The sequence below is a fragment of the Pseudomonas sp. SDO524_S393 genome, assembly GCF_054071875.1.
This window is the reverse complement of sequence record NZ_JBSVVZ010000015.1, coordinates 52,522-72,654: the sequence shown is the minus strand read 5'-3', so window position 1 is coordinate 72,654 and position 20,133 is coordinate 52,522. Positions and strand designations below refer to the sequence as shown.

The following is a 20,133-nucleotide window of genomic DNA, read 5'->3' as shown; positions in this document are numbered from 1 at the left end:
TGACTCCTATCAATCAATTCGAATACGGGGAACGGTAAGGGCTGACCGGCAGCGGCATGGGCCCGCTCAGGTCTTCAAACAGGTAGCGCAGGTACGCGTTGCCGACGTACTGGCGGTAATCCTGGGCGTTGTCGACACCGACTTCGCCACCCAGATAAAAACGTGAAGTCAGACGGTATTCGGCAGCCGCGTTGAGGCTGTAGCCGATGCCGGTCTTGCTGCTGCTGTCGTACTTTTTGGTCGGCGCATTGTCCTGGAGGATGCGATCGGTGGGGAAGTAATCGGCGCCATCTTGCGCGATATGCTGCACGCCCACCGAGCTTTTCAACTCGTAGCTGAAGCGGTCGAAGCTCTGCGCCCAGCGCACCGGCACCGCCAGGGAGAAGAAGCGCTGCGGGCTGAAGTAGCCGCCCTGTCCGTAGGTGTAAAAACCCTGGTTGTCCTTGAAGCCCATGGCCATGCCGCTGACGCCCACCGTGAGGGTGTCGGTCGGCGTGTTGCGCAGGTACCAGTAGACGCCGCTGCCCAGCTCCATGCGGGTATTGTCTTCGACGTGATTGCCGAGCAACTGGTGCAACGACGCATAGCCGTAGGCCCCGACTTCCTGATCGTCATAACTCAGCTCGGCACGCCCGCCGTTAGCGGTGACGCCGCCCCACTTCTTCTCGATGACCTCGCCGTCGGCGTTGGTGATCCGCGCTTTGGAACCCGCGAACGACGTCACGCTGTCGGTAACCGGACGCCGCGAAACACTGACGCCATAGCGCAGGTTGCCGCCTTCAGTGAAGGGTCGGTTCACGCTCACGCCACCGACCACCGTGTTATAGGTGAAGCCCACCGGGCTGACGCCGATGTCGGCCTTGACGCCTTGCGCCGGGTCTTCCACCGCCACCGCCAGGCCGACGCCGTTTTCACGTTTGGCGCTGTCCTCACCCGCACCGGCACCAAAGCGCGCCGCCGAGAGCGCCTTGACCGCCCCCGAACTCAACGTCACCGGGGTGGCACGCAACGCGACGTTGTAATCGCCCACCGGCATGCGCGCTTCGAACGGCGTTTCCACATCGCTGATGCGGCTCAGGCCACTTTCGCCGTTGTTGCTGCGCACGCTCAAACCTTGCACCAGGTAGCCGCTGCGATCCCGCAACAGGCCATCGAGAGCACGGCGTGCCGGGCTCAACGTCGGGTTATCCAGCGCGGCAATGCGGGTCGGCGGGACGAAGGGATCGCTCAACTTGTTCGACGCGACAAAACCGTTGGCGGGGATCGCAGTGCCCGGCGCGGCCACCGGCGCCGGGACCACATTGGCGGGCGCGTCGATGGGCGGCGGCACAGCCCCGCGGTCGACGGCCAAATCGGTGATCTGCCGACGTTGGCCCGGCAGACCGACGAAGGGGTTGTAAGCCACGCCCTGGGCATCGGCCAGCGCCGAACGCGCCTGCACGCGCTGGGTGTTTTCGATGGCCAGGGCACGGCGCAGCAACTCGGCCGCTTCAGCATTGCGGCCCAGCCCCTGGTAGATCTGCCCGGCAGCGGTCAGCGTCTCGGCGCTGGTCGGGTCCAGGCGCAGCGCCTTGTCGGTGGCCGATTCGGCCAGGCTGCGGTTACCGCCCTTCAAGGCAATGCCCGCCAGGCCCAGTTGCAGGCGGGCGTTGTTGGGGTTCTGCTGCACCAGCGGCTCGTACAGCGCCATGGCTTTCTTGCCGTCACCGCCGTCGGCGTACATGCGTGCCAGCACGCTGATCGCCGAGGTGTCGTGGGGACGCTGCACCAGCGCCGGCGAGAGCATGTCGTAGGCCGCCACCAGGTCATTTTTCTCGCGCAGCGCATCGGCCTGCTTGACCCGGTACTGGAAGATCAAATCTTCGTAGCGCTGACGCCCGGCGTCGGTCAGCGGCTGGCCCTGCAGGTCGCGCAGGATGTCGCCGGCTTCGGTGTAGTGGTTGGCCTTGAGCAGCACGCCGGCGTAAAGCAGCTTCTGGTCCGGCGTCGGGTTGGGGGTCTTCTCCAGCACGCCTTGCATGATCTGCAAGCCTTCTTCCGGCGCGCCCACCTCGACGTAAGCCGAAGCCAGCACCGCCAGGCGCTCGGGCTTCTTGCCGGCCAGGGTGGCGCTGCGACCGAGCAACGCCAACGCTTCGGGGCGCTGTCCACGGCGGGCGCTTTCGATGGCGATATCGGTCTGCTTGTGCAGGGCGATGTCACTCGCCAGCTCATTCATGTCCGACGTGCGCTGGGCAGCCGGAATGCGCGAAAGGGTCGCGTCCGCCGCTTTCCACTCGTCCAGCTCGACCGAGAGCAACGTGCTGGTGTACAGCGCGTCCGGCTGGTTGGGCTGGCTTTTGAGCAAGCCATCGAGCAAGGCACGGGCGTTGCGGATTTGCCCGTCACGCAGGTAAACCCGCGCCAGGGCGAAACGTGTCCAGGGGTTTTCCGGGTCGGCGTCGAGGGCTTGCTGGTAGGCAGCTTGTGCGGCTTTCAAGTCGCCGCGCTGGTCGGCGAGCTTGCCCATCTGGGTGGCGCGCAAGGCCTTGATCTTGGCATTCGAGGAGAACTTGCCACGGTCGGCTGCGGACAGCGAATCGATCAGCTTCAGGGCTTCATCGGGCCGGCCGGATTGCGACAACACGCCGATCAGGCCGCTCAAGGCATCCGGGTCGTTGGGGTTGCGCGCCAGCACTTTGCGGTAGCTGGCTTCGGAGGCGTCGAGCTGGTTGTCCTGCGCCTGGAAACCGGCCAGGGCCATGGTGGCGTCGGTCTTGCCGGGGTTCAGGCGCTCGGCCTGGGCAGCCAGGTCGCGGGCCTGGCTGGTGCGGCCGGCATTCTGAGCGTCACGGGCCTGGTTCAGCAGGTTCCAGTAGCGCACGTCGCTCAGGGCTTTTTGCCAGGCGCCGCCGCCGGGCAGGCGTGTGGCCTGGGTCAGGTAGTTCTCGGCTTCGCTGTAGCGCTGCTGTTGCTGGCGCAGCACGCCCATGCCGCCGAGGGCGTCGATGTCATTGGACTTTTCCGCCAGACGCGCCGCCAACAACGGCTCGGCGGTTTTCAGGTCACCGTCGTCCAGCGCCTTGAAGGCCTTGACCATTTTCGGGTCGCGCTGCCAGCCGCCGTCACCCTTGCCCTGGGCAATGCCCTTGTTCATCAACGCGCGGATTTCGCTGTCGTCCGGGTGCTTGGCGAGGAACTGCTGGAACAGCGGCACCTGGTCGCGGTTCGGTGCACCGAGCCAGATCAGCGCGAAGCGCCAGCCTTCATCGGCGGCGCCTCCCACGTCGTTGTCGGAAGTCAGGCGCTCCATGGCACGAATGCCTTCGACCCGCGACGACGGGTTACGCGCCAGGTGGCGCGCCAAAAACAGTGCGGCAATCGAATCGTTCGGACGCTCGCGGGTCACCCGCTGCAAGCCGGCGATACCTTCAGCGGTGCCACCGGGCGTAAACGCCAGGGCGTTGTAATACTCACGGGCGATCAGCCCTTGCGGTTGGCGACCCTGGAAAATCTGGCGGTACAGCGCCACGGCCTTTTCGCGCTCTTCCACCGGCTCGCCCAGCTCACGGGCCTGCTCCAGCAGCTTGGCGTTGGTCGGCGTGTTGACGGCGATGTCCTGCTCGAGTTGCAACGCCTGGCGGGGCAACGGCGAAATCGCGCGCAAGCGGGCCAGGTATTTCTGCGCTTCTTCCGGGTGCTGTTGCTGCACCTGGATCAGGCCGATGCCGTACAAGGCATCTGGCTGTTCAGGGCTCAGGCTCAACAGTTTCTGCCAGCTTTCCAGAGCCCGCTCGGGGTTCTTCTTCGACTGCCAATAGTTACCCTGCTCGATCAGCAGGGTTTGCGGGTCATTGGATGCAGCCAAGCCGGCGCTGGACGCCAGGGTGGCCATGATCGCAAGGGCTAGCGTGTGGCGGCGCATGCGCCCTCCCAGAATAATTTGACCGTACCGTCTTGCTCGAAGCGGTACTTTTGATCGGCAAAACCCTGGCCGAACAGGCTGAGCATGTAGTCGTAATACAGCGGCTGCGCGCTGTCCGGCGCGGACGTGGCCATGGCCTTGCCCAGCACGTCGTCGAGCTTGTTTTTCTGCAATTGGGCCAGGGCGGTTTCGCCCCGGGCCTGGAAGAACACCATGGCCGAGGCCGAGAACCCCAGCGGCGAATAGCCGTTGTTCTTCTCGACTTCACCGGTCAGCACATGCACCTTCTCGGGCGGCAGACCGTTAGCCGATGCTGCCGTGGCCCGCGACAGGCCGCCCAATGCCTTGAGCATCGGCGCCGCCAGAGGGTCGCTCTTGGCGGTCATGCCGGCCCACAGGTAGGTGCGGATCGCGTCGTAGCTGCCCAGGTCGTCGGAATACGGATCGACCACGAACACACCGGTGGTGGCGCTGGTGGCGCGGTAGCCGACCCAGTTGGCCGCAAAACCCTGGGGGTTGCTGTGGGGGTCGGCGAGCATCCTGGCGTTGTTGTCGGCCACTTCATTCCAGCCGCCGTTGGGGCGCTCTTTCTGGAAGCGGCGCAGTTGTGCCAGCACCTGATAGCTGGGGTTGAAGCGCCACAAGCCGCCCGGGTAGGCGTAGCCCACCGGCCCCGGCAGCAGCATCTTGCCCAGGCCCGGCGCGCGGATGATCAGGGTCTTTTCCACATTGGCCAGGATCAACTGGGCATCGGCGCGGTACTGCGGCACGTTCCACGCGCGCGCCGCTTCGAGCAGCGCGTAGGCGATCCACAGGTCAGCGTCGCTGGCCGAGTTGGCGTCGATCACGCCCCACTCGCCGTCCTTGGTCTTGCCCCACAACCAGCCGAACAGGTTGTGGGTGAGGTCGTTGCCGGCCATGTTGGCCTTGGTCCAGCTCCAGAGCTTGTCGAAGCGCGCGCGGTCGTTGCCCACCAAGGCAAAGAACATGGCGTAGGACTGCCCTTCGGAATTGCTTTCGCTGGGGTTCTTGGACGAGTTCAACACACGCCCGTCGTCCTGCACGAAACGCGTGGCGTAGTTCTGCCACAGCGGCCATTGCGCGTCACAGGTCTGCGCCTGGGCAGCCCCCGCGAACAGCGTGGCGCCCAGCACGACCCAGCCGGCCAGACGCCTCATGCCAACCGCCGTTTTGCACGGGCACGCAGCGACAGGTACACCAGGCACGACACGATCGCCAGGCCCACGAAGGTGATCACCAGCATCCAGCCCAGGTGCCGCGACAACTGCCATTGCACGTACTTGAAAGGGCCCAGTTGGCCGACGTAATACTGCTGGTCAGCCACCAGCGAACTGATCTGCTTGCCTTGCACCACGGCAAGGCTGCCCTGGATCGATTCCTTGTAGTCGTCCCCGCCGATCAGCACCGAGGTGGCGGCCTTCAGGCCTTCCGGCTTGCTGCTGGCGATCAGCACCACGCTGCGCCCGGCCTGCAACGGCGACTCGAAACCGGCGAACCAGGTGCTGGTGCTCAGGCTGTTGAAGATCAGCGCGGCGTTGGCCGCGTGCTGATTAGCCTCGGGGTCCGGGCTGATCCAGGTGCTCACGTAGCGCGGCAGGTCCGACAGCCTGAACTGGTGCTGCGAGCCATCGGCGCTGGCCGGCAGGTACGCTTTCCACTGTTTGAGCAGAGGTTGGTCGCTGCCCGACGCCAGCACCAGCAGGTCTTTGTTGGCAACGCTTTGCACGTCCTTGGCCAGCACCACTTTCACGGCAGTCGCCGGGTAGCCGGTGGACTCGCCGAAACGACCGAGCACGGTCAGGTAGGCGCTCAACTCGTCGGTGCCGAAGTTGTCGGGCAGCACCACCGCGGATTCCGACAGGTCGGCCAGGCGGGTGAACGGGAAGCCGGCATCGTTGAACACGCCCAGGTTGGGCATGGCGATGAAGTGCTGGTAGCCGCTGATGTCCAGGCTCGAATCCGGGTCGATCGCGCCGCGCATGTTGTCGACGATGATGTCGCGGCATTCACCCTCTTTGATGTAGTCGAACATGAAGCGCAACTGCAATTTGGACTTGGGCGACGCCGAGCTGATCGGCAGCAGCGTGGTGGCTTCGCGCGGCAGGGTGTTGTCCTTGGCCATCAGGGTCAGCAGGCTTTTGCCGTCGGCCAGGCTGGTGATCGACGGCAGTGGCATGGTCTTCATGAACTGGTCGTCGAGGCCCACCAGCAGCGATGAATTGGTTGACACCTGCTGCGGCGTGTAGCGGTATTTGAGGTGCAGCGGCACGCCTTCTTCACGCCAGTTGAACAGGTCTGGCGGCAGGCGGAAGTCGACGCTGATCGGGCCCGGGTTGTAACCCGAGACGTTGAGTTTTTTCAGGTCGACCAGCTCGCCCAGGCGCACCGGGCGATCGCTCGGCACCCAGTTCGGCGCATCGTACGGACGACGCGGCGCGAGGCTTTCGAGCTTGTCGATGACCACACTGTTGCCGGCGAGTACCGGGCTGCCCAGCGCCACAGCGGTGGCGGCGCGCTTGAGTTCGGCACCGTCACGGCCCGACACGATCAGCAATTTGCCGTGGGGGTCGTTGGGGTTGGCGATCAGCTTCAGGCTCGGGCCGGCGGCTTGCTCGACCTTCAGGCCGTTGACGTCGACAGCGTCCGGGCTCAGCACCAGGACAATCGCGTTGCCCTTGGCGGGAATGCTGCCCAGGCTGGCCGGGAACGTGGCGCCCCGGTAGCTGGCCAGTGCGCCGAACCACGACGACAGGGTGGCCGCGGCTTCCAGGGTGGCGTTGTCCGGCGCCGAGGCGAACACGAACGGCAGGTTGACCTGGCGCGCGTCACGCTTGTCGAAGAACGGCAGCGGCAGTACCGACAGATCGTCCTTGAGCTGGATCGACGACACCTGCACTTTCAACTCGCTGGTGTTGCTGATTTTGGCCCACAGGCTGCTGTGCAGCGGGTCTTCGCAGGACATGGTGTAGTGACCGATGAACTGCAAGCGCAGGCGGTTGAATTCGGTGATCAGGTGCGGCGGAATCTGCACCAGCGCCTGTTGCACGGTGCCCGCGCCTTCCTTGGGCAGTGGCAGGCTGGCGGCGACTTCGTCGTTGACCAGCACGTTGATCTGCGACAGATCCGCCAGCAGCGCCGGTGAGTAGCTGTAGTTGAGCAGCAGTTGTGCGCCGGTCACCACCTGGTCGGCACGGATGTCGAAGTTGACGCTGTCGGACGACTCCACCCCTTGCAGGTTCATGGTGTCGCGGCGCCCCAGTTGCTTGAGGGTCAGGCTGTAGCCGTCCTCGGCACCTTGCGCGGCGGCGGGGGCAATCGGCGTTTTGTCGGCCGCCTGCAGCAGCGGGCTCAGGCCCAGCAGCGAGGCGATCATCAACGCGAGTGCGGCACGCGACTGAACGCGCGCGAAATAAGGTGTGCGGGTCATGGCTTGTCCATCAACGTATCAAGCGGTTGTGAGGGCGTGCGGCGCAAAGCCAGACGTAATTCATGAACGGTGGCGCGGCACAGGGTGAACAAGCCGCCAATGCCGATGCCGCTGACTTCGCGCAGGGCGGCCAGCGGCGTGTCCGGCTGACCGGCACCCCAACTGGCCGCCCAGGTGTCGGCGCGGGAGAAGGTCAGGCGCACCAGCTCGCTCTGCTCGCGCAGGCTCAGGGATTCGAATTGCGCACCGATCTGCGAGCCTTTGCTGAACGCCACGCGCGCCTGGAACAGGTTGTCCTGGCCGTTGCGCGACAGCACCAGTTTGACCCGCTCGCCCTGGCCGACGACTTCACCGTCGTTGAGGATCATGCCGAAGCCGTTCTGCGAAAAGTCCTGGGTGACGCCGTGAAGCACGCGGCCATCGGCGCAGATCACACTCACCGGCAGCTTGGCGCTCACCCGCGGCTCGGATCGTACCTGGCGCGTCTCCGAAGCCACGGCCACGGCGGCGCTGGTGATGATCAGGTTGTAAAGGGTCCAGGTCATGTTGATGGCCACGGTGACGGCGGTGTTTTCCTCGCCGTACACCAACTGATGCACGCCGAACCCCAGGCCCACCAGGTTCACCAGCAACAGCACCAGGTAGGGGCGCGCCAGCTTCCAGTCGAAGAACTGCTTGTCGATGATGCCGCCCTTGTCGGTCACGTTGAAGCCACCGGCCTTGGGGTTGATCAGCGCCACCAGCACCGGCGGCAGGATGTACCAGGCCAGTACGGTCTCGTAGACCTCGTTCCAGAACGAGTGCCGGAAACGCCCCTGGATCCGTGAGTTGGTCAAGCTCGAGTGCACCAGGTGCGGCAGCACGTAGGCGACGATCATCAGCGCCGAGGCGTGGAAAATCTCGGCGCCGAATACCAGGTAGGCCAGCGGCGCGGTGAGGAACACCAGGCGCGGCAAGCCGTAGAAGAAGTGCAGCATGGCGTTGGCGTAGCAGATGCGCTGGCCCCACTTCAGGCCCTTGCCGAGCAACGGGTTGTCGGTGCGGAAGATCTGCGCCATGCCCCGCGCCCAGCGAATCCGCTGGTTGATATGCCGCGACAGGCTTTCAGTGGCCAGGCCCGCGGCTTGCGGAATGGCCAGGTAGGCGGTGTTGTAGCCCAGGCGGTTGAGCTTGAGCGCGGTGTGGGCGTCTTCGGTCACGGTCTCGACGGCCACGCCGCCGATTTCCAGCAACGGCTTGCGACGAATGACCGCGCAGGAACCGCAGAAGAAAGTGGCGTTCCACAGGTCGTTGCCGTCCTGCACCAGGCCGTAGAACAGCTCGCCCTCGTTGGGCACGGCGCGGAAGGTGTCGAGGTTCTTTTCGAACGGGTCCGGGGAAAAGAAGAAGTGCGGCGTTTGCAGCATCGCCAGCTTCGGGTCCTTGAGGAACCAGCCCAGGCTCACTTGCAAAAAGGAGCGCGTGGGCACGTGGTCGGCGTCGAACAGCGCCACGTATTCGCCGTCGGTGACCTTCAACGCTTCGTTGAGGTTGCCGGCCTTGGCGTGGAAGTTGTTGTCGCGACGGATGTAGTTCACGCCGATCTTGCGGCAGAAGTCGCGGAAGTCATCGCGGCGCCCGTCGTCCAGCACGTGGACGCGCAGCTTGTCCTTGGGCCAGTCCATCGCCTGGGCGGCGAAGATGGTCAGCTTCACGATGCTCAAGGCTTCGTTATAGGTGGGGATGAACACGTCGACCGTCGGCCATTCTTCCGGCTCGGTCTTGAGCCACACCGGCGTGCGGCGCAGCGGCCAGGCGGTTTGCACGTAGCCGAAGATCAGCACCACCATGGCGTAGAACTCGGCGGCGACCAGGCCGTAGCCGAAGAACATGTCGACCCAGGTTTCGAAGCCCAGGGTGGAGGTCAGTCGCCAGAACATGTAGCGCAACGAGGCCACGAGCGACAGCACCACCAGCGCGAGGATCGCCAGGCGCCCGGGGATCTTGCGCAGCACCAGCACGGCCAGGAAGCACACGCCGGCGAACAGGAACTGGCTGGAAAGGTCCAGCGGCGCGCAGATAATGCTCGCCAACAACAAGGCGCCGAGCACGCAACTGGCAACGACCAGTACCGTACGCAGCGCCGCCGGCCAGCGATTGAAGCGCGCGAGGGCGTCATTTAGGCGCTGTTCTGCGCGCCCTTCTTCGGAGGGCGGGGAGGACGTAATGTCGGTCATGGAAGGTCCGAGTCGATTCGTTCGAGCAAGGCTCGGCACAGGGCGTGGACGTCCTGGCAGGCGATACTGTTGACGGTAGGGTCGAGGGGGTCGCGCCCGTAGGCTTGGGCTTCGCTGAACGTCAGATCGCGGTGGACCATCCCCAGCAGGGCATCGCCCAGGCGTGTCTTGAACACCTCGGCCAGGTCCAGGCTGAAACGGTGAGCGCCGTCCAACTGGTTGATCACGTAATAAATGTGCGGCGCGGTTTCACGCGCGAGGTACGGTGCAAGCACGCTGTCCATCTGCGCCAGCGCGCCGAACGAGGCGACATCCGGTTGCACCACCACCAGCACGCTGTCGGCCACCGACATCGCCTGGCTGAGGTACACCGTGTTGCCGGCAGGCACGTCGATGACCACGGTGTCCTGGCCATTGAGCTTCAGGCCGGCCAATCGCTTGCCCAGCCACTCGGCATCCTGCCCCAGCCAGCGATTCAGACTCTTTTGCTGCTCATGGTCGGTGCTACCGAAGGTCACCAGGCGGCAACCGGCAAAACCGCGCTCGGGCAGGCGCTCCCAGCTTTCGTTGAGCAGGCTGGTAGCACCGACACCTGGAATATCGAGGCCCAGGCACAGGTGATGGCGCAAGGCGTTCTGCGGGTCCAGGTCCAGGGCCAGCGCAGGTCGGCCCTGGCGCTGCAAACCGCTGGCAATCGCAGCGGTCAGGGTGCTGCGACCCACGCCGCCTTTGAGCGAAACGACCACCACCACGTGGGGCGTGGTGCGTGCCGAATAAACTTCGCCTTCCGGCCCCTCCACCACTTCGGGCGGTTGCAGATGGTCGACTTCACCCTGGTGGAGTTCTTCCAGCAGGCGTTGCAGAGGTGCAACCGTGGGTTCCTCCTCTATGACAACAGCCTCCACGGGTGCCAGCGACACTGCGGGCGCGGGTGCAACCTCCACGGGTACAGCAGGCGGTGCTTCCGCCACGCTCGGGCTTTCCAGGACCGCTACGTCGTCTTCTTCCAGGTATTCGTGGACGAAGTCGATCTCGCGGTAGCCGTTGGGGTTGGCACCCAGCTTGTTGAATAGTTTTGAAATGTCATCAGCTCGACTCACTCACTGCCCCTCCCCACCCATGGATTCACGCTTTAAAGGCGATAAAAAGGTCAGCGCTGAGCTGACCTCGAATTTTTATAGTTATGTAAATAAGGCGCGCATTCTGTGATATCACATTGATAGTGTCAGTATTTTGATGCTTTACGCTCTATTTTTTTCGACGAACGGCTTGACGTCATTTTTATGACTTGCAAGCCGAGAAAAATCCATTTACTGCCAGAACATGGGGTTGCGATATTTTTTCGTGGGGTTAGTTGGCCGAACGGACAGAAACGGCACATTTCTGACAAACCCCACCACACAAAATCGGTTGCCACCCAGTGTCTCGGAAATTTTCCTACACGAATCCGCGATTAAACCGACGATTCATATTCCGCGACAGAATACGACAACCTCTATTGGATTCAAGCGACAACCGACCGAGCGGTCAGGCCAAATGCGCCTAAAAAATCGGCGTTGTGTATCTGTTTGTATGTCGCCCCGACAGCAACACACAACGAAGCAAAACCCGCGCCGCCCCGACACAGACCGGATACCTGTGAGGTGTTCAATGGCTCCACACACCGCTAACCCAAACCTCACGAGGACACCACCATGAACTGGAACACCTTCATCGCCATCAGCCTTGCCGCTTTCGCCTTCAACGCCCACGCCGACGTCAAACCCAAGCCGGACATCCAGCGCGTCCTGTCGAGCGTCCAAGACGCCAGCGCCGGCTGCGGCGTGGTCAACGCCCGCATGACCTACCTGGACTCCAGCGGAGAAAAACGCGTACTGGACTACAAGAAGTTCGCAGACAACTGCGCGGCAGGCAGCTGACCAGCGCGCAACCGGGGCGGTCGAGGATCGCCCTGAGCGGGCTGATGGGAAGGTTGAAGAGCGAGGACAATTCCCACCCTCGCCTACCGGAAAAAGACACGCTCGCCGAAAAACCTTGAGGCTCGCAAAAATAGTCAGAATTCAGGGGTTTACAGAACCCTGCCAATCGCTATAATCGTCGCCCTAACACGCCGGTATAGCTCAGTTGGTAGAGCAACTGACTTGTAATCAGTAGGTCCCGGGTTCGACTCCTGGTGCCGGCACCATTTAAAAACAAAGGCTTGCAGTGATGCAGGCCTTTGTTTTTTCTGTCATACGTAACAAAGCACGTAACAAGCACCAATCTGCATTTTCTGCTGAACTGAACACGCAAGCGATCAGGGGCCTACGAAAGACGCCCATCAATGGAATACACCAAGGTTCAACGCCCAGCCCGGCAGTATGGACAAGGTGAATGCAAAAAAATGTGCCACGCCCTTCCGAAGTCAAAAAACCAAAGCCTTCTCCATAAAGCCTCAACCTTATTTCCACCCGCTACCAGGACGGATTAATAGATGGGTATCCAGAGCACAAAGGCCGGAAACAGTCCTACTGCCCACTTTGTAGCGGTGGGCGACGATAGCGTGTTCAACGGCGCGATTGTTTATGGGTTTGCCATTTTTCGACGCACCCGGCTGAAACGCTTGATAAGAGGTGTGAAAGAGATAAAAAAGCGCTTCAACATTCCTGAAAATGTCGAAATTCATTGCAAAGATTTGCGACTGGAGGTCTCTCGCGAAAAGATTGGCCTGCAACACTTGTCTGACCGCGACGTTGAGAGCGTTTACCGAAATGTAATCACCCTTATCAACCAGTGCGACGTACTGGTGAAATATGGATTGGCATTTGAAGAAAAAGTAAGACCCGACTGGAGCGCGGGGAGCTTTACCCTAGAGGGCGGAGATAGAAGAGTCGAAGTACCAGCCAAATTCGATGTGAAAGGAATTCTCGGAATAGTTGCCCAAACGTGCTTTACGAGCAGGCCAGGCATGAACGATGGGCCTAGCCTGGAGCAAATGGATATATTCGTAGCGCCGGACGCCACCCAAGTGAAATTTCTCGGCGACAAATCTCGCCAAGCTCATTACTGGGCTAGAGGCTTTATCGATATGGGAACCGGGACCGTGCTGGAGGCCACCCCAAACATTGGGGGATGTCCTTCGGAGCTATTTGAAATCGCCGATGTAATTGCATATACATGCTCCCACGCGGCTCACGGCAAAGACGAACAACCTTTCTTTCATGCATTACTCTCTGCCGTAAAAAGTAAAATTAAAAACGAATTCGTAACCGAACCTGAGTAAATCAGCGTTCGGAGGGGACGTTCCTGACGGGTATTCATGATAGGCCTGACAGTAGGGTTTGCACCGAGCAAATGCCCGAGCCCTCGGGTTCCGATGTACCCACCGCTGGCACGGGCACTCTGGCGTGCAGCATCGTCGTGGTCGGCGGCGGTTCCGTCGCTGGGGGGATGGTGGGGGGCACAGTGACAGAGAAACTCGCCGAAAAGCTCTACGAGGCAGGCCAATGAGCCTAAGCACAATGGACACAGTGTTGTTGGTCGTCGGCATCGCAGACATTGCTGGCATTTATATTTGGATGGGTATTTGCCTACGCCTGGCCTACACAAAAATGGATTTGATCCTGGAGCACCTGAAAAACAGCCCGGCGATCATGGCCAGGGCCCCACTACGGCAGGGTGGGCCTTGGGGCAAACTTCTATTGATCGGTGGCATTTCCGGGATTCTTGCGTTTCCCGGCTTCCACCTCAAGAGAGGTCAGCTCAGCCCTGAAGATCTCGCGAACCTGCCCGCAGCGCTCAAACTCAAATTGGTGCGGTTGCATCGGTGCGCGATCGGATTGCTATTGGTCTTAGCTGCCCTTGGCGCCGCCGTTAAGTTCGGCTTGTTTTAGACGCCGCGCCTGCTTAGCTCACGATTTCAGGTGGTGTCCGATGCAATACGGGGCTTTGTGCTTTCTAAGGTTTGGAAAACCCGAGAATTTTTTTACGTAAACCGCCCCCCTCTACGACGCAAATAAACCATCTGCGCCGCCACTCCCACCACCAACACCAACGCAATCACCCCCTGCGCGCCCAGCAACACCGGCGATTTCAGGTCGGTCACAAACGGGTGCCCGTCGGGCACGCGGCGCAGGGTTTCAGAGACGGTTGGCACCATCAGGAAGAACGCGCTCAGGCTCAGGAAGAGGGTTTCCAGGTATGCCCGTGCGCGGCCAAGCCAGGTGAGGTTGCCGACGGTGTAACCGGCGAGCAGCAGCGCAAGGGTGATGACGCCGATGATGTTGCTCACGGGTTGCTTGGCGACGAGGAAGACGGTGAAGCCGCCGATCAACATCGACACCAGGTAGGCCAGCCCCGGGGTGGAGCGTGGGACGATGCGGCCGTGGCGGATGAACATGTAGGCGGCCAGGGGGATGGCGGGCAGGCTGCCCAGTGTGTGTATCCAGCCTAGGGCGGAGATTCCGAACATTTGATTTTTCCCACGTGATTGGACGATGTGCATGAACGGCCAATGCTGGAGGGTTTCGTTTCGGTGGCATCGGCGCGTTATGATTCGGGGTCAGCTTAATGAAAGCGGGGTCGCGCAGACATGATGAATCCCCTCGAAAACTTGATCATTCATCCGGAAATGCAGTTGGAAGGTCTGGCCAAGGGCGATCTGCTGTCGCAGGTGCTGGCGCAGATTCGTCTGACCGGGGATCGGGTGTATTCCGCGCCGTTGGCGAGTGGGCAAGGCCTGGGGCTGGATGAGAAGAGCGCGCACATTTGTGTGGTGCAGAGCGGACGGTTGCAGCTCGAAGGCGCCGAGCAGCCGGCTGTGATGCTGGAACAGGGTGATTTGATTCTGCTGCCCCACGACCCTTCGGGCATGCGCATCACGGCCTGCGACGGGCCGGCGGCGGTGGTGATCTGCCGGTTCTGGTTCGATGCGAGCAGTTTCCAGGCGATGCTGTTTGCGTTGCCTCGCTTGATCCATATCCGCAAGACCGAAGCCGCTGCCTGGGCCGAGGGCATCCTGCATTTCATGTTGCTTGAGGCCAACGACACGCAGCCGGGCGGGGCGCTGATGGTGTCGCGGCTGATCGACCTCACGGTGATCCGCATTCTGCGCACCTGGGTTCAGCAGAACGCTGCGTCGGGCTGGCTCGGTGGCTTGTCGGACGCGCGCATTGCCCGTGCGCTGCGGGCCATCCATGAAACCCCGGGGCAACAATGGCGCATCGATGCGCTGGCGGATATTGCCGGCATGTCGCGCTCCAACTTCTGCGACCGCTTCAGCACCCTGGTGGGGCGTTCGCCGCTGCGGTATCAGAATGAATGGCGGCTGACGCTGGCGAAAACGATGTTGTCGAAACACGACAGCCGCATCGGCGAGATCGGCTTCACCATTGGCTATGAATCGGAGGCGGCGTTCAGTCGGGCCTACAAGGCTTTTTTCGGCCGCTCGCCCCGAGAGGACAGCATCCGGCCGGGTTAGGGCCGGGCCAAGCCGTTCAATGGCCGGCGCTTTGGCCGCCGTCTACATGCAGGATTTCTCCGGTGACAAAGCCAGCGGTTTCCAGGTAAACGATCGCCTGGGCGATGTCGCCTACTTCCCCCATATGCCCCATCGGGTGCAATTGCCCGAGCGCCGCGTGGGTTTCCTCGCCGTGCATCGGCGTCTTGATGATCCCCGGGCTCACCGCGTTCACGCGAATGCCGCGCTTGGCATATTCGATGGCCAGTGATTTGGTCGCCGAGTTGAGCCCGCCCTTGGTGAGGTTGGCCAGCACCGATGGCACGCCGTCAATGGCGTGGTCGACCAGGCTGGTGGTGACGTTGACGATATGCCCGGCGTTGTTTTTCTCCATCTCGGCAATGGCCAGCTGCGTGATATAGAAGAAGCCATTGAGGTTCACCGACAGGACGTTGGCGTAATCCTCCGGGGTATAGGCGGTGAAGGGCTTGGCGATGAAGATACCGGCGTTGTTGATCAGGCTGTCGATCCGTCCGAATTTGGCCAGGGTTTCGTGGATCACGCGCCGGGCGGTGGCCGGGTCGGCAATGTCGCCGGCGACGGTGAGGATGTCCGGATCGGTGGACGGCTGGATCGAACGCGAGGTGGCGACCACCCGGTAGTCGAGAGCGCGGTAGGCCTGGACCACAGCGGCGCCGATGCCTTGGGAAGCGCCGGTAATGATGACGACTTTACTCATGATGCTTCTCCGGCAGAGGTTTGGGATTTGCGGTATTCAGTGGTGGTGATGCCGGCGTAGCCCCAGTTATCGGTGTCGACTTCTTCGATGACGATGTGGGTCAGGTCCGGGCGTTTGTTGAGGACGCGCTCGAGGGTTTCGGTGAACTCGGCGATGACCTGGGCTTTTTGCTCCCGGGTAACGCCATCACGGGTGATGCGCAGGCTGACAAAAGGCATGGCGGTGGCTCCAGTGGCCGGCTATCTGGATGATGGCCCGGCGGTGAGGCCAATTTAGAAGTTCACTGGAAGGTGAAAAAGGTGGGGCCAGGTACTTCATTAATAACTTGATGTAATGAGTTTCACGGCGCTTCCACAAGTTTTCACAGCAGCTTCGGATGCTGGCTAAGTAATATCCCCTGGTGTTCCCCACAACCCTCAACACGCGTCTTCATGATGCAAGGAGCTTCAATGTCGTGCGTTCCTCCTTCCTGCGGCGGCGGCAGCAAGCCGCCCGCAGCCAGCGGCTCTGGCAGCACCAACAACGCCGATTCGGCGATTGCCAAGATGGAAGCCACGTTCAACATGGCGATTGAGAAGTCGGCAAAAATCACCGAAATCAGCACGGCCAAAAAAGCCGAGCTGGACGCCACCAAACAGCGTCCGCAGAACTGATGCACCCGGCGGCAGCGCACTTGCGCTGCCCGCCCTTTCCTTTCTATCCCAGCCTCGGTTTTTTTCGGTATAACCGTCACGACTTCGCGTTGTGAACGGATGCCCATGAACGCCCTGAAACTGATCTGCCTGCTGGTGATTGTCCCGCTGCTGTTGACCGCGCTCGGCGGCTGGGAGTACCAGCGCGTGGCCGAGAACAGCGCGCAGCTCAGCGATTACAGCGCCAAGGTCACTATCGCCCAACGCCAATTGCGTGCCGTAGCGGCGAACAACCCCAACGCCTTGATCGACGTGGGCGACGAAAAAATCGGCGTAACCGTGGCGCTCTCGCGGCTGGACAAGATCGAGACCGAACTGCCCATGGCGCGGCAGGTTCAGCAGGTATTACGTGGCCTGGCGCCCTGGGTGATGGGCCTGGGCCTGCTGGCCGCGTTGATTGGCACGGCGGCGCTGGCCGGCACCCAGTGGGCGGGCCGGCGCGCGCAGCAATCGCGGGAAAAGTTGTTGCAGGTGTTTTCCCTGGGCAGCCGATGGCTGCCCTATGTGCTGGTCAGCCATGTGGTAGCGATGGCGACCACCGTGGCACTGGCGTTGAGTTACGAAGGCCTGGCGCTGTGGCATATCGGCCGGCTCGGCAGTGGCGAAATCAAGCTGATGGCGGTGCTGGCGGTGATTGCAGCGTTCTGCCTGTATTCGATCTGGCTGCTGCTCAAACAGCTGCGACCCATGCTGACGATGTTCGAGCCCGAGCCGCTCGAGATGTTCGGGTTGGTTGTCACGCCCGAACAGGCGCCGGGGTTATGGGCGCAAGTCCGAAGCCTGGCCAGTCGGCTGGAGGCATTGGCACCGGACCATATCGTGGTGAGCCTTACCCAGGGGTTTTACGTGACTTCCAGCGAGGCGACTGTATTGCCCGCCGAAACCCGTCTGCGCGGGCGCACCCTGCATGTGCCGTTGTTGCACTTGGGCCTGCTGGATCGTGGAGAGGTCGATGCGGTGATCGGCCATGAACTCGCGCACTTCGCCGGGGACGACACCGAATACAGCCTGCGTTTTCTGCCGATCTACGACGGTATCCAGCGCAGCCTGAATGGCTTGTTCACCACCATGCTGTTCAGCGATGCGCTTCAGTCACGGCTGATGCGTCCCGCCTTTATGCTCGGTCTGTTTTTCATCCAACGCTTCGATCACGCAGTGAACCACTGGAGCCGCGAGCGGGAGCTGCTGGCGGATGCCGCCGGCGCTCGGGTAGCGGGCGCGCAAGCGGCGGCGTCGGCGTTGTTGCGGGTAACGGTGCTGCATCACCCCCTGGAAGAGGCCTTGATAGCCCTGTGTGAGAAGGCCATCGCCGAGGATCTGCCCGATGCCACGCTCACCGCTTTGCAGGATTGCGTACTGCAATTTCCGGCTGAAGCACTGGAGATTCATCAACCCCACCCCACCGATTCCCACCCGTCCAATGGCGAACGCCTCCAGGCATTAAGCGTGCACGTAGAGGATGCCGTGCGCATCGCCACGCGCGCGGTCAATACACACACCGCCAATGCGCAGATCGACGCCTGTTTCAGTGCCCCCCACACCGTGCGCGAGCAGTTGTCCCGCGACCTGATTGCCGCGTCGGAGTCCGCCGATGCGGCGCACACTCAAGCGCTGGAGACCCTGGCTGCGTCCGCGCAGGGCGAGCGCAGCCTGCATGAGGGTTTCGGCTGGCGCGGCATGGTGAAAGCCGTGCTGGCGGTGCCTTTCGTGCTGGTCGGCCTGGGGGTGATGGCCCAGCCCTGGCTGGCCCCGGAACGCTTGAAGGGCACGCCTTTGTCGGCCCTCGGGGCGGGTGCGGCGATTGCCGGCATCGCGTTGATTTTTCTGTGGCTGGGGCTGCGCCAATTCAAACGCGCGCCGCAAACGGCACTGCGTCTGACCCCGGAACATTTTGTGTTTGCCAACCTGACCGAGCCGCTGCCCATCGAGCACATCGCCGATGTGAGCCTGCAATTTGCCCAGGGCATTTGGGTCACCGTGGAACTGACGCCGGAGGCGCCGCTGCCAACGCTGCGCAAAACCCCCTTCGGCGTACCGAATGCGCGGGTCAACAAGAAGAAACGCCAGGTGCTGTTGCAGATGGCTCGGCTGTGCATCGATAACCAGAAAATCGAGCCGTATGACGGGTTGTCGCTGATGCTCGATTACGTGCACGCGTCCGCGGCGCGCAAGCTTCTGCTCAGCCGCGAGGGCTGACGCTCGCCCATAAAAAAGCCCCGAACCGGTCGGGGCTTTCAGTGCCTGGCTTCAGGCGCGACGCGCGATCAATCAGAACACGTTGATCGGGTAGTCGGCGAACAGACGGATTTCGTTACCGCCTACGTTGTAGTTGCTGGCGTTGTTGGACACACGCAACCACGACGCACGAGCACGCAGGCTCAGGTCTTTGGCCGGACCGCTCTGGACCACGTACTTGAACTGGTTCCAGATTTCACGCTCGGTGCCGTCGCCACGGTTGGTACCGTCGTCGATGTTGGTGCCGCGCACGTAGGCGATGTTGTAGGTCAGGCCCGGTACGCCGAAGGTAGCGAAGTCGATACCGTAGCCGGCTTGCCACGAACGCTCGTCCTTGCCGTTGAAGTCGGACCAGTAGGAGTTGGCCAGCAGGATGGTGTTGCCGCCGTCGCCGATACCGCCCGCGTTGCGGTAGCCGCCGTACAGGTAGCCGGTGTCACCGGTGCTGCGCTGGTGAGCGATGGTGAAGCTGTGCGGGCCGACGGCCCAGGTAGCGCCCAGGCTCCAGATCTTGTTGTCGCGAGCGTCCGCGTCACCTTGGTTTTCCAGGGCGAAGCTGCGGTCCAGCTTGGTTTTGTAGCCGTTGAAGTCAAAGGTCAGCGACTGTTTCTCTGGCAGGGCCAGCACGTAGTTGACGTTGACGTATTGCTTCTTCAGCACGTCTTGCATGTCGGATGCGTACAGCGCAGCAGACAGGCTTTCGGTGAATTTGTAGCTGCCGCCGATGTAGTCGATGCTTTTCAGGCGACCGCTGTCGGTGCCTTCCATGCTCTTGCGGGCTTCTTTGGTGAAGTGACCGGCGTCCAGTTGCAGGCCGGCGATCTCTTTGGAAACGATCGAGGCACCGGTGTAGGTTTCCGACAACAGACGGGAGTTGTCGTACTGCAGCACAGGCACGGCCGGGAACTGATCACCGTACTTGAGAACGGTGTTGGAAACGCGGAACTTCACGGCAGCGCCGCCCTTGGCCAGGTCGTGCGGAGCCGAGCCAGGGTTGTTGGCAGTGCCGTTACCCGGTTTGAAGAAGTCGATACCGCCAGCGCCGGCACGGCCTTTACCACCGTCCAGACGGATAGCGTACTGGCCGATCACGTCCACACCCACACCGACGGTGCCCTGGGTGAAGCCGGATTCGAACTTGCCGATGAAGCCCTGACCCCATTCGGCTTTGTCTTGCCTGCCGTTCTTGTAGTCACGGCTGATGTAAGCGTTGCGTGCTGCGATGTTCAGGTGGCTGTCATCAACGAAACCCTTGGATTGCTCCTGGTCGTTTGCCATGACTGTCGATGCGCTCAAAATCCCCAGAGCGATCAGACTCATCCGTTGCTTCAACATTTTTTTGTATTCCTTATCACTGGTTGAGTACGCGCTATGACACCAGGCTCCATGTCGCTTTCTGGTGTCGATCCCTTCCGGAAAAAACAAAGCCTGCGGACGACTTTGCAGGCCGCAGGCCTTTTTA

General features: G+C 61.9%; 15 protein-coding genes and 1 tRNA gene. 7 read left to right on the top strand and 9 right to left on the bottom strand.

All coding sequences use genetic code 11. The annotated features are described in order from the left end of the window. Window positions 1–13: 13 nt before the first annotated feature. Genes ACW9IB_RS09300 through bcsQ form a run of 5 tightly spaced genes read right to left on the bottom strand, consistent with a single transcriptional unit; the run spans window position 14 to window position 10,668 of the window. The gene (locus ACW9IB_RS09300) at window positions 14–3,904 is read right to left on the bottom strand and encodes a cellulose synthase subunit BcsC-related outer membrane protein (protein ID WP_457413352.1); all 3,891 of its coding nucleotides are present in this window, start codon (window positions 3,902–3,904) and stop codon (window positions 14–16) included. After that, a complete protein-coding gene (gene bcsZ, locus ACW9IB_RS09295) occupies window positions 3,886–5,082 on the bottom strand; it encodes a cellulose synthase complex periplasmic endoglucanase BcsZ (protein WP_457413351.1) in 1,197 nt (398 codons plus the stop codon). The genes ACW9IB_RS09300 and bcsZ overlap by 19 nt, the downstream gene beginning before the upstream one ends. Next, window positions 5,079–7,352, bottom strand: a complete 2,274-nt coding sequence (gene bcsB / locus ACW9IB_RS09290) for a cellulose biosynthesis cyclic di-GMP-binding regulatory protein BcsB (protein ID WP_457413349.1) — start codon at window positions 7,350–7,352, stop codon at window positions 5,079–5,081. Before bcsB ends, bcsZ begins: the two co-directional genes overlap by 4 nt. Next, the gene (bcsA, locus tag ACW9IB_RS09285) at window positions 7,349–9,568 is read right to left on the bottom strand and encodes a UDP-forming cellulose synthase catalytic subunit (protein ID WP_457413348.1); all 2,220 of its coding nucleotides are present in this window, start codon (window positions 9,566–9,568) and stop codon (window positions 7,349–7,351) included. The genes bcsB and bcsA overlap by 4 nt, the downstream gene beginning before the upstream one ends. Then, on the bottom strand, window positions 9,565–10,668 hold the full coding sequence (gene bcsQ, locus ACW9IB_RS09280) for a cellulose biosynthesis protein BcsQ (protein ID WP_457413347.1): 1,104 nt from the start codon (window positions 10,666–10,668) through the stop codon (window positions 9,565–9,567). The genes bcsA and bcsQ overlap by 4 nt, the downstream gene beginning before the upstream one ends. A 594-nt stretch (window positions 10,669–11,262) precedes the next feature. On the opposite strand from bcsQ, the gene ACW9IB_RS09275 reads away from it, so the two are divergent. The 4 genes from ACW9IB_RS09275 to ACW9IB_RS09260 all read left to right on the top strand — a co-directional run bounded on the left by ACW9IB_RS09275 (window position 11,263) and on the right by ACW9IB_RS09260 (window position 13,440). Further along, on the top strand, window positions 11,263–11,487 hold the full coding sequence (locus tag ACW9IB_RS09275; protein ID WP_457366382.1) for a DUF2790 domain-containing protein: 225 nt from the start codon (window positions 11,263–11,265) through the stop codon (window positions 11,485–11,487). Between the two features lie 190 nt (window positions 11,488–11,677). Further along, window positions 11,678–11,753: transfer RNA gene (locus tag ACW9IB_RS09270), tRNA-Thr, on the top strand. A 288-nt stretch (window positions 11,754–12,041) separates the two neighbouring features. Then, window positions 12,042–12,830, top strand: coding sequence for a hypothetical protein (locus ACW9IB_RS09265; RefSeq protein ID WP_457366357.1), 789 nt, complete (start codon window positions 12,042–12,044; stop codon window positions 12,828–12,830). Window positions 12,831–13,053: 223 nt separating this feature from the next. Continuing rightward, on the top strand, window positions 13,054–13,440 hold the full coding sequence (locus tag ACW9IB_RS09260; protein ID WP_457413345.1) for a hypothetical protein: 387 nt from the start codon (window positions 13,054–13,056) through the stop codon (window positions 13,438–13,440). 92 nt (window positions 13,441–13,532) lie between these two features. Here ACW9IB_RS09260 and ACW9IB_RS09255 read toward each other — a convergent pair whose 3' ends face one another. Beyond that, window positions 13,533–14,018 (bottom strand): hypothetical protein, encoded by a 486-nt coding sequence (locus tag ACW9IB_RS09255; RefSeq protein WP_457413343.1) that lies wholly within the window; start codon window positions 14,016–14,018, stop codon window positions 13,533–13,535. A 120-nt stretch (window positions 14,019–14,138) separates the two neighbouring features. Here ACW9IB_RS09255 and ACW9IB_RS09250 point away from each other — a divergent pair, with 120 nt between their 5' ends. Beyond that, a complete protein-coding gene (locus tag ACW9IB_RS09250) occupies window positions 14,139–15,026 on the top strand; it encodes an AraC family transcriptional regulator (RefSeq protein WP_457413341.1) in 888 nt (295 codons plus the stop codon). Between the two features lie 16 nt (window positions 15,027–15,042). Here ACW9IB_RS09250 and ACW9IB_RS09245 read toward each other — a convergent pair whose 3' ends face one another. Beyond that, on the bottom strand, window positions 15,043–15,744 hold the full coding sequence (locus ACW9IB_RS09245) for an SDR family NAD(P)-dependent oxidoreductase (protein ID WP_457413339.1): 702 nt from the start codon (window positions 15,742–15,744) through the stop codon (window positions 15,043–15,045). Further along, entirely contained in the window at window positions 15,741–15,962 is a 222-nt protein-coding gene (locus tag ACW9IB_RS09240; RefSeq protein ID WP_457366352.1) for a tautomerase family protein, read from the bottom strand. The genes ACW9IB_RS09245 and ACW9IB_RS09240 overlap by 4 nt, the downstream gene beginning before the upstream one ends. Window positions 15,963–16,193: 231 nt before the next feature. On the opposite strand from ACW9IB_RS09240, the gene ACW9IB_RS09235 reads away from it, so the two are divergent. Both ACW9IB_RS09235 and ACW9IB_RS09230 read left to right on the top strand, forming a co-directional pair. Further along, window positions 16,194–16,397 carry a hypothetical protein gene (locus tag ACW9IB_RS09235; RefSeq protein WP_457366351.1) on the top strand — a complete coding sequence of 68 codons (204 nt, stop codon included), beginning with the start codon at window positions 16,194–16,196 and terminating at the stop codon, window positions 16,395–16,397. A 105-nt stretch (window positions 16,398–16,502) separates the two neighbouring features. Next, window positions 16,503–18,632, top strand: a complete 2,130-nt coding sequence (locus tag ACW9IB_RS09230) for a M48 family metalloprotease (RefSeq protein WP_457413337.1) — start codon at window positions 16,503–16,505, stop codon at window positions 18,630–18,632. Between the two features lie 72 nt (window positions 18,633–18,704). On the opposite strand, the gene ACW9IB_RS09225 is transcribed toward ACW9IB_RS09230, so the two are convergent. After that, window positions 18,705–20,006, bottom strand: coding sequence for an OprD family porin (locus tag ACW9IB_RS09225; RefSeq protein ID WP_457366349.1), 1,302 nt, complete (start codon window positions 20,004–20,006; stop codon window positions 18,705–18,707). Window positions 20,007–20,133: the final 127 nt, after the last annotated feature.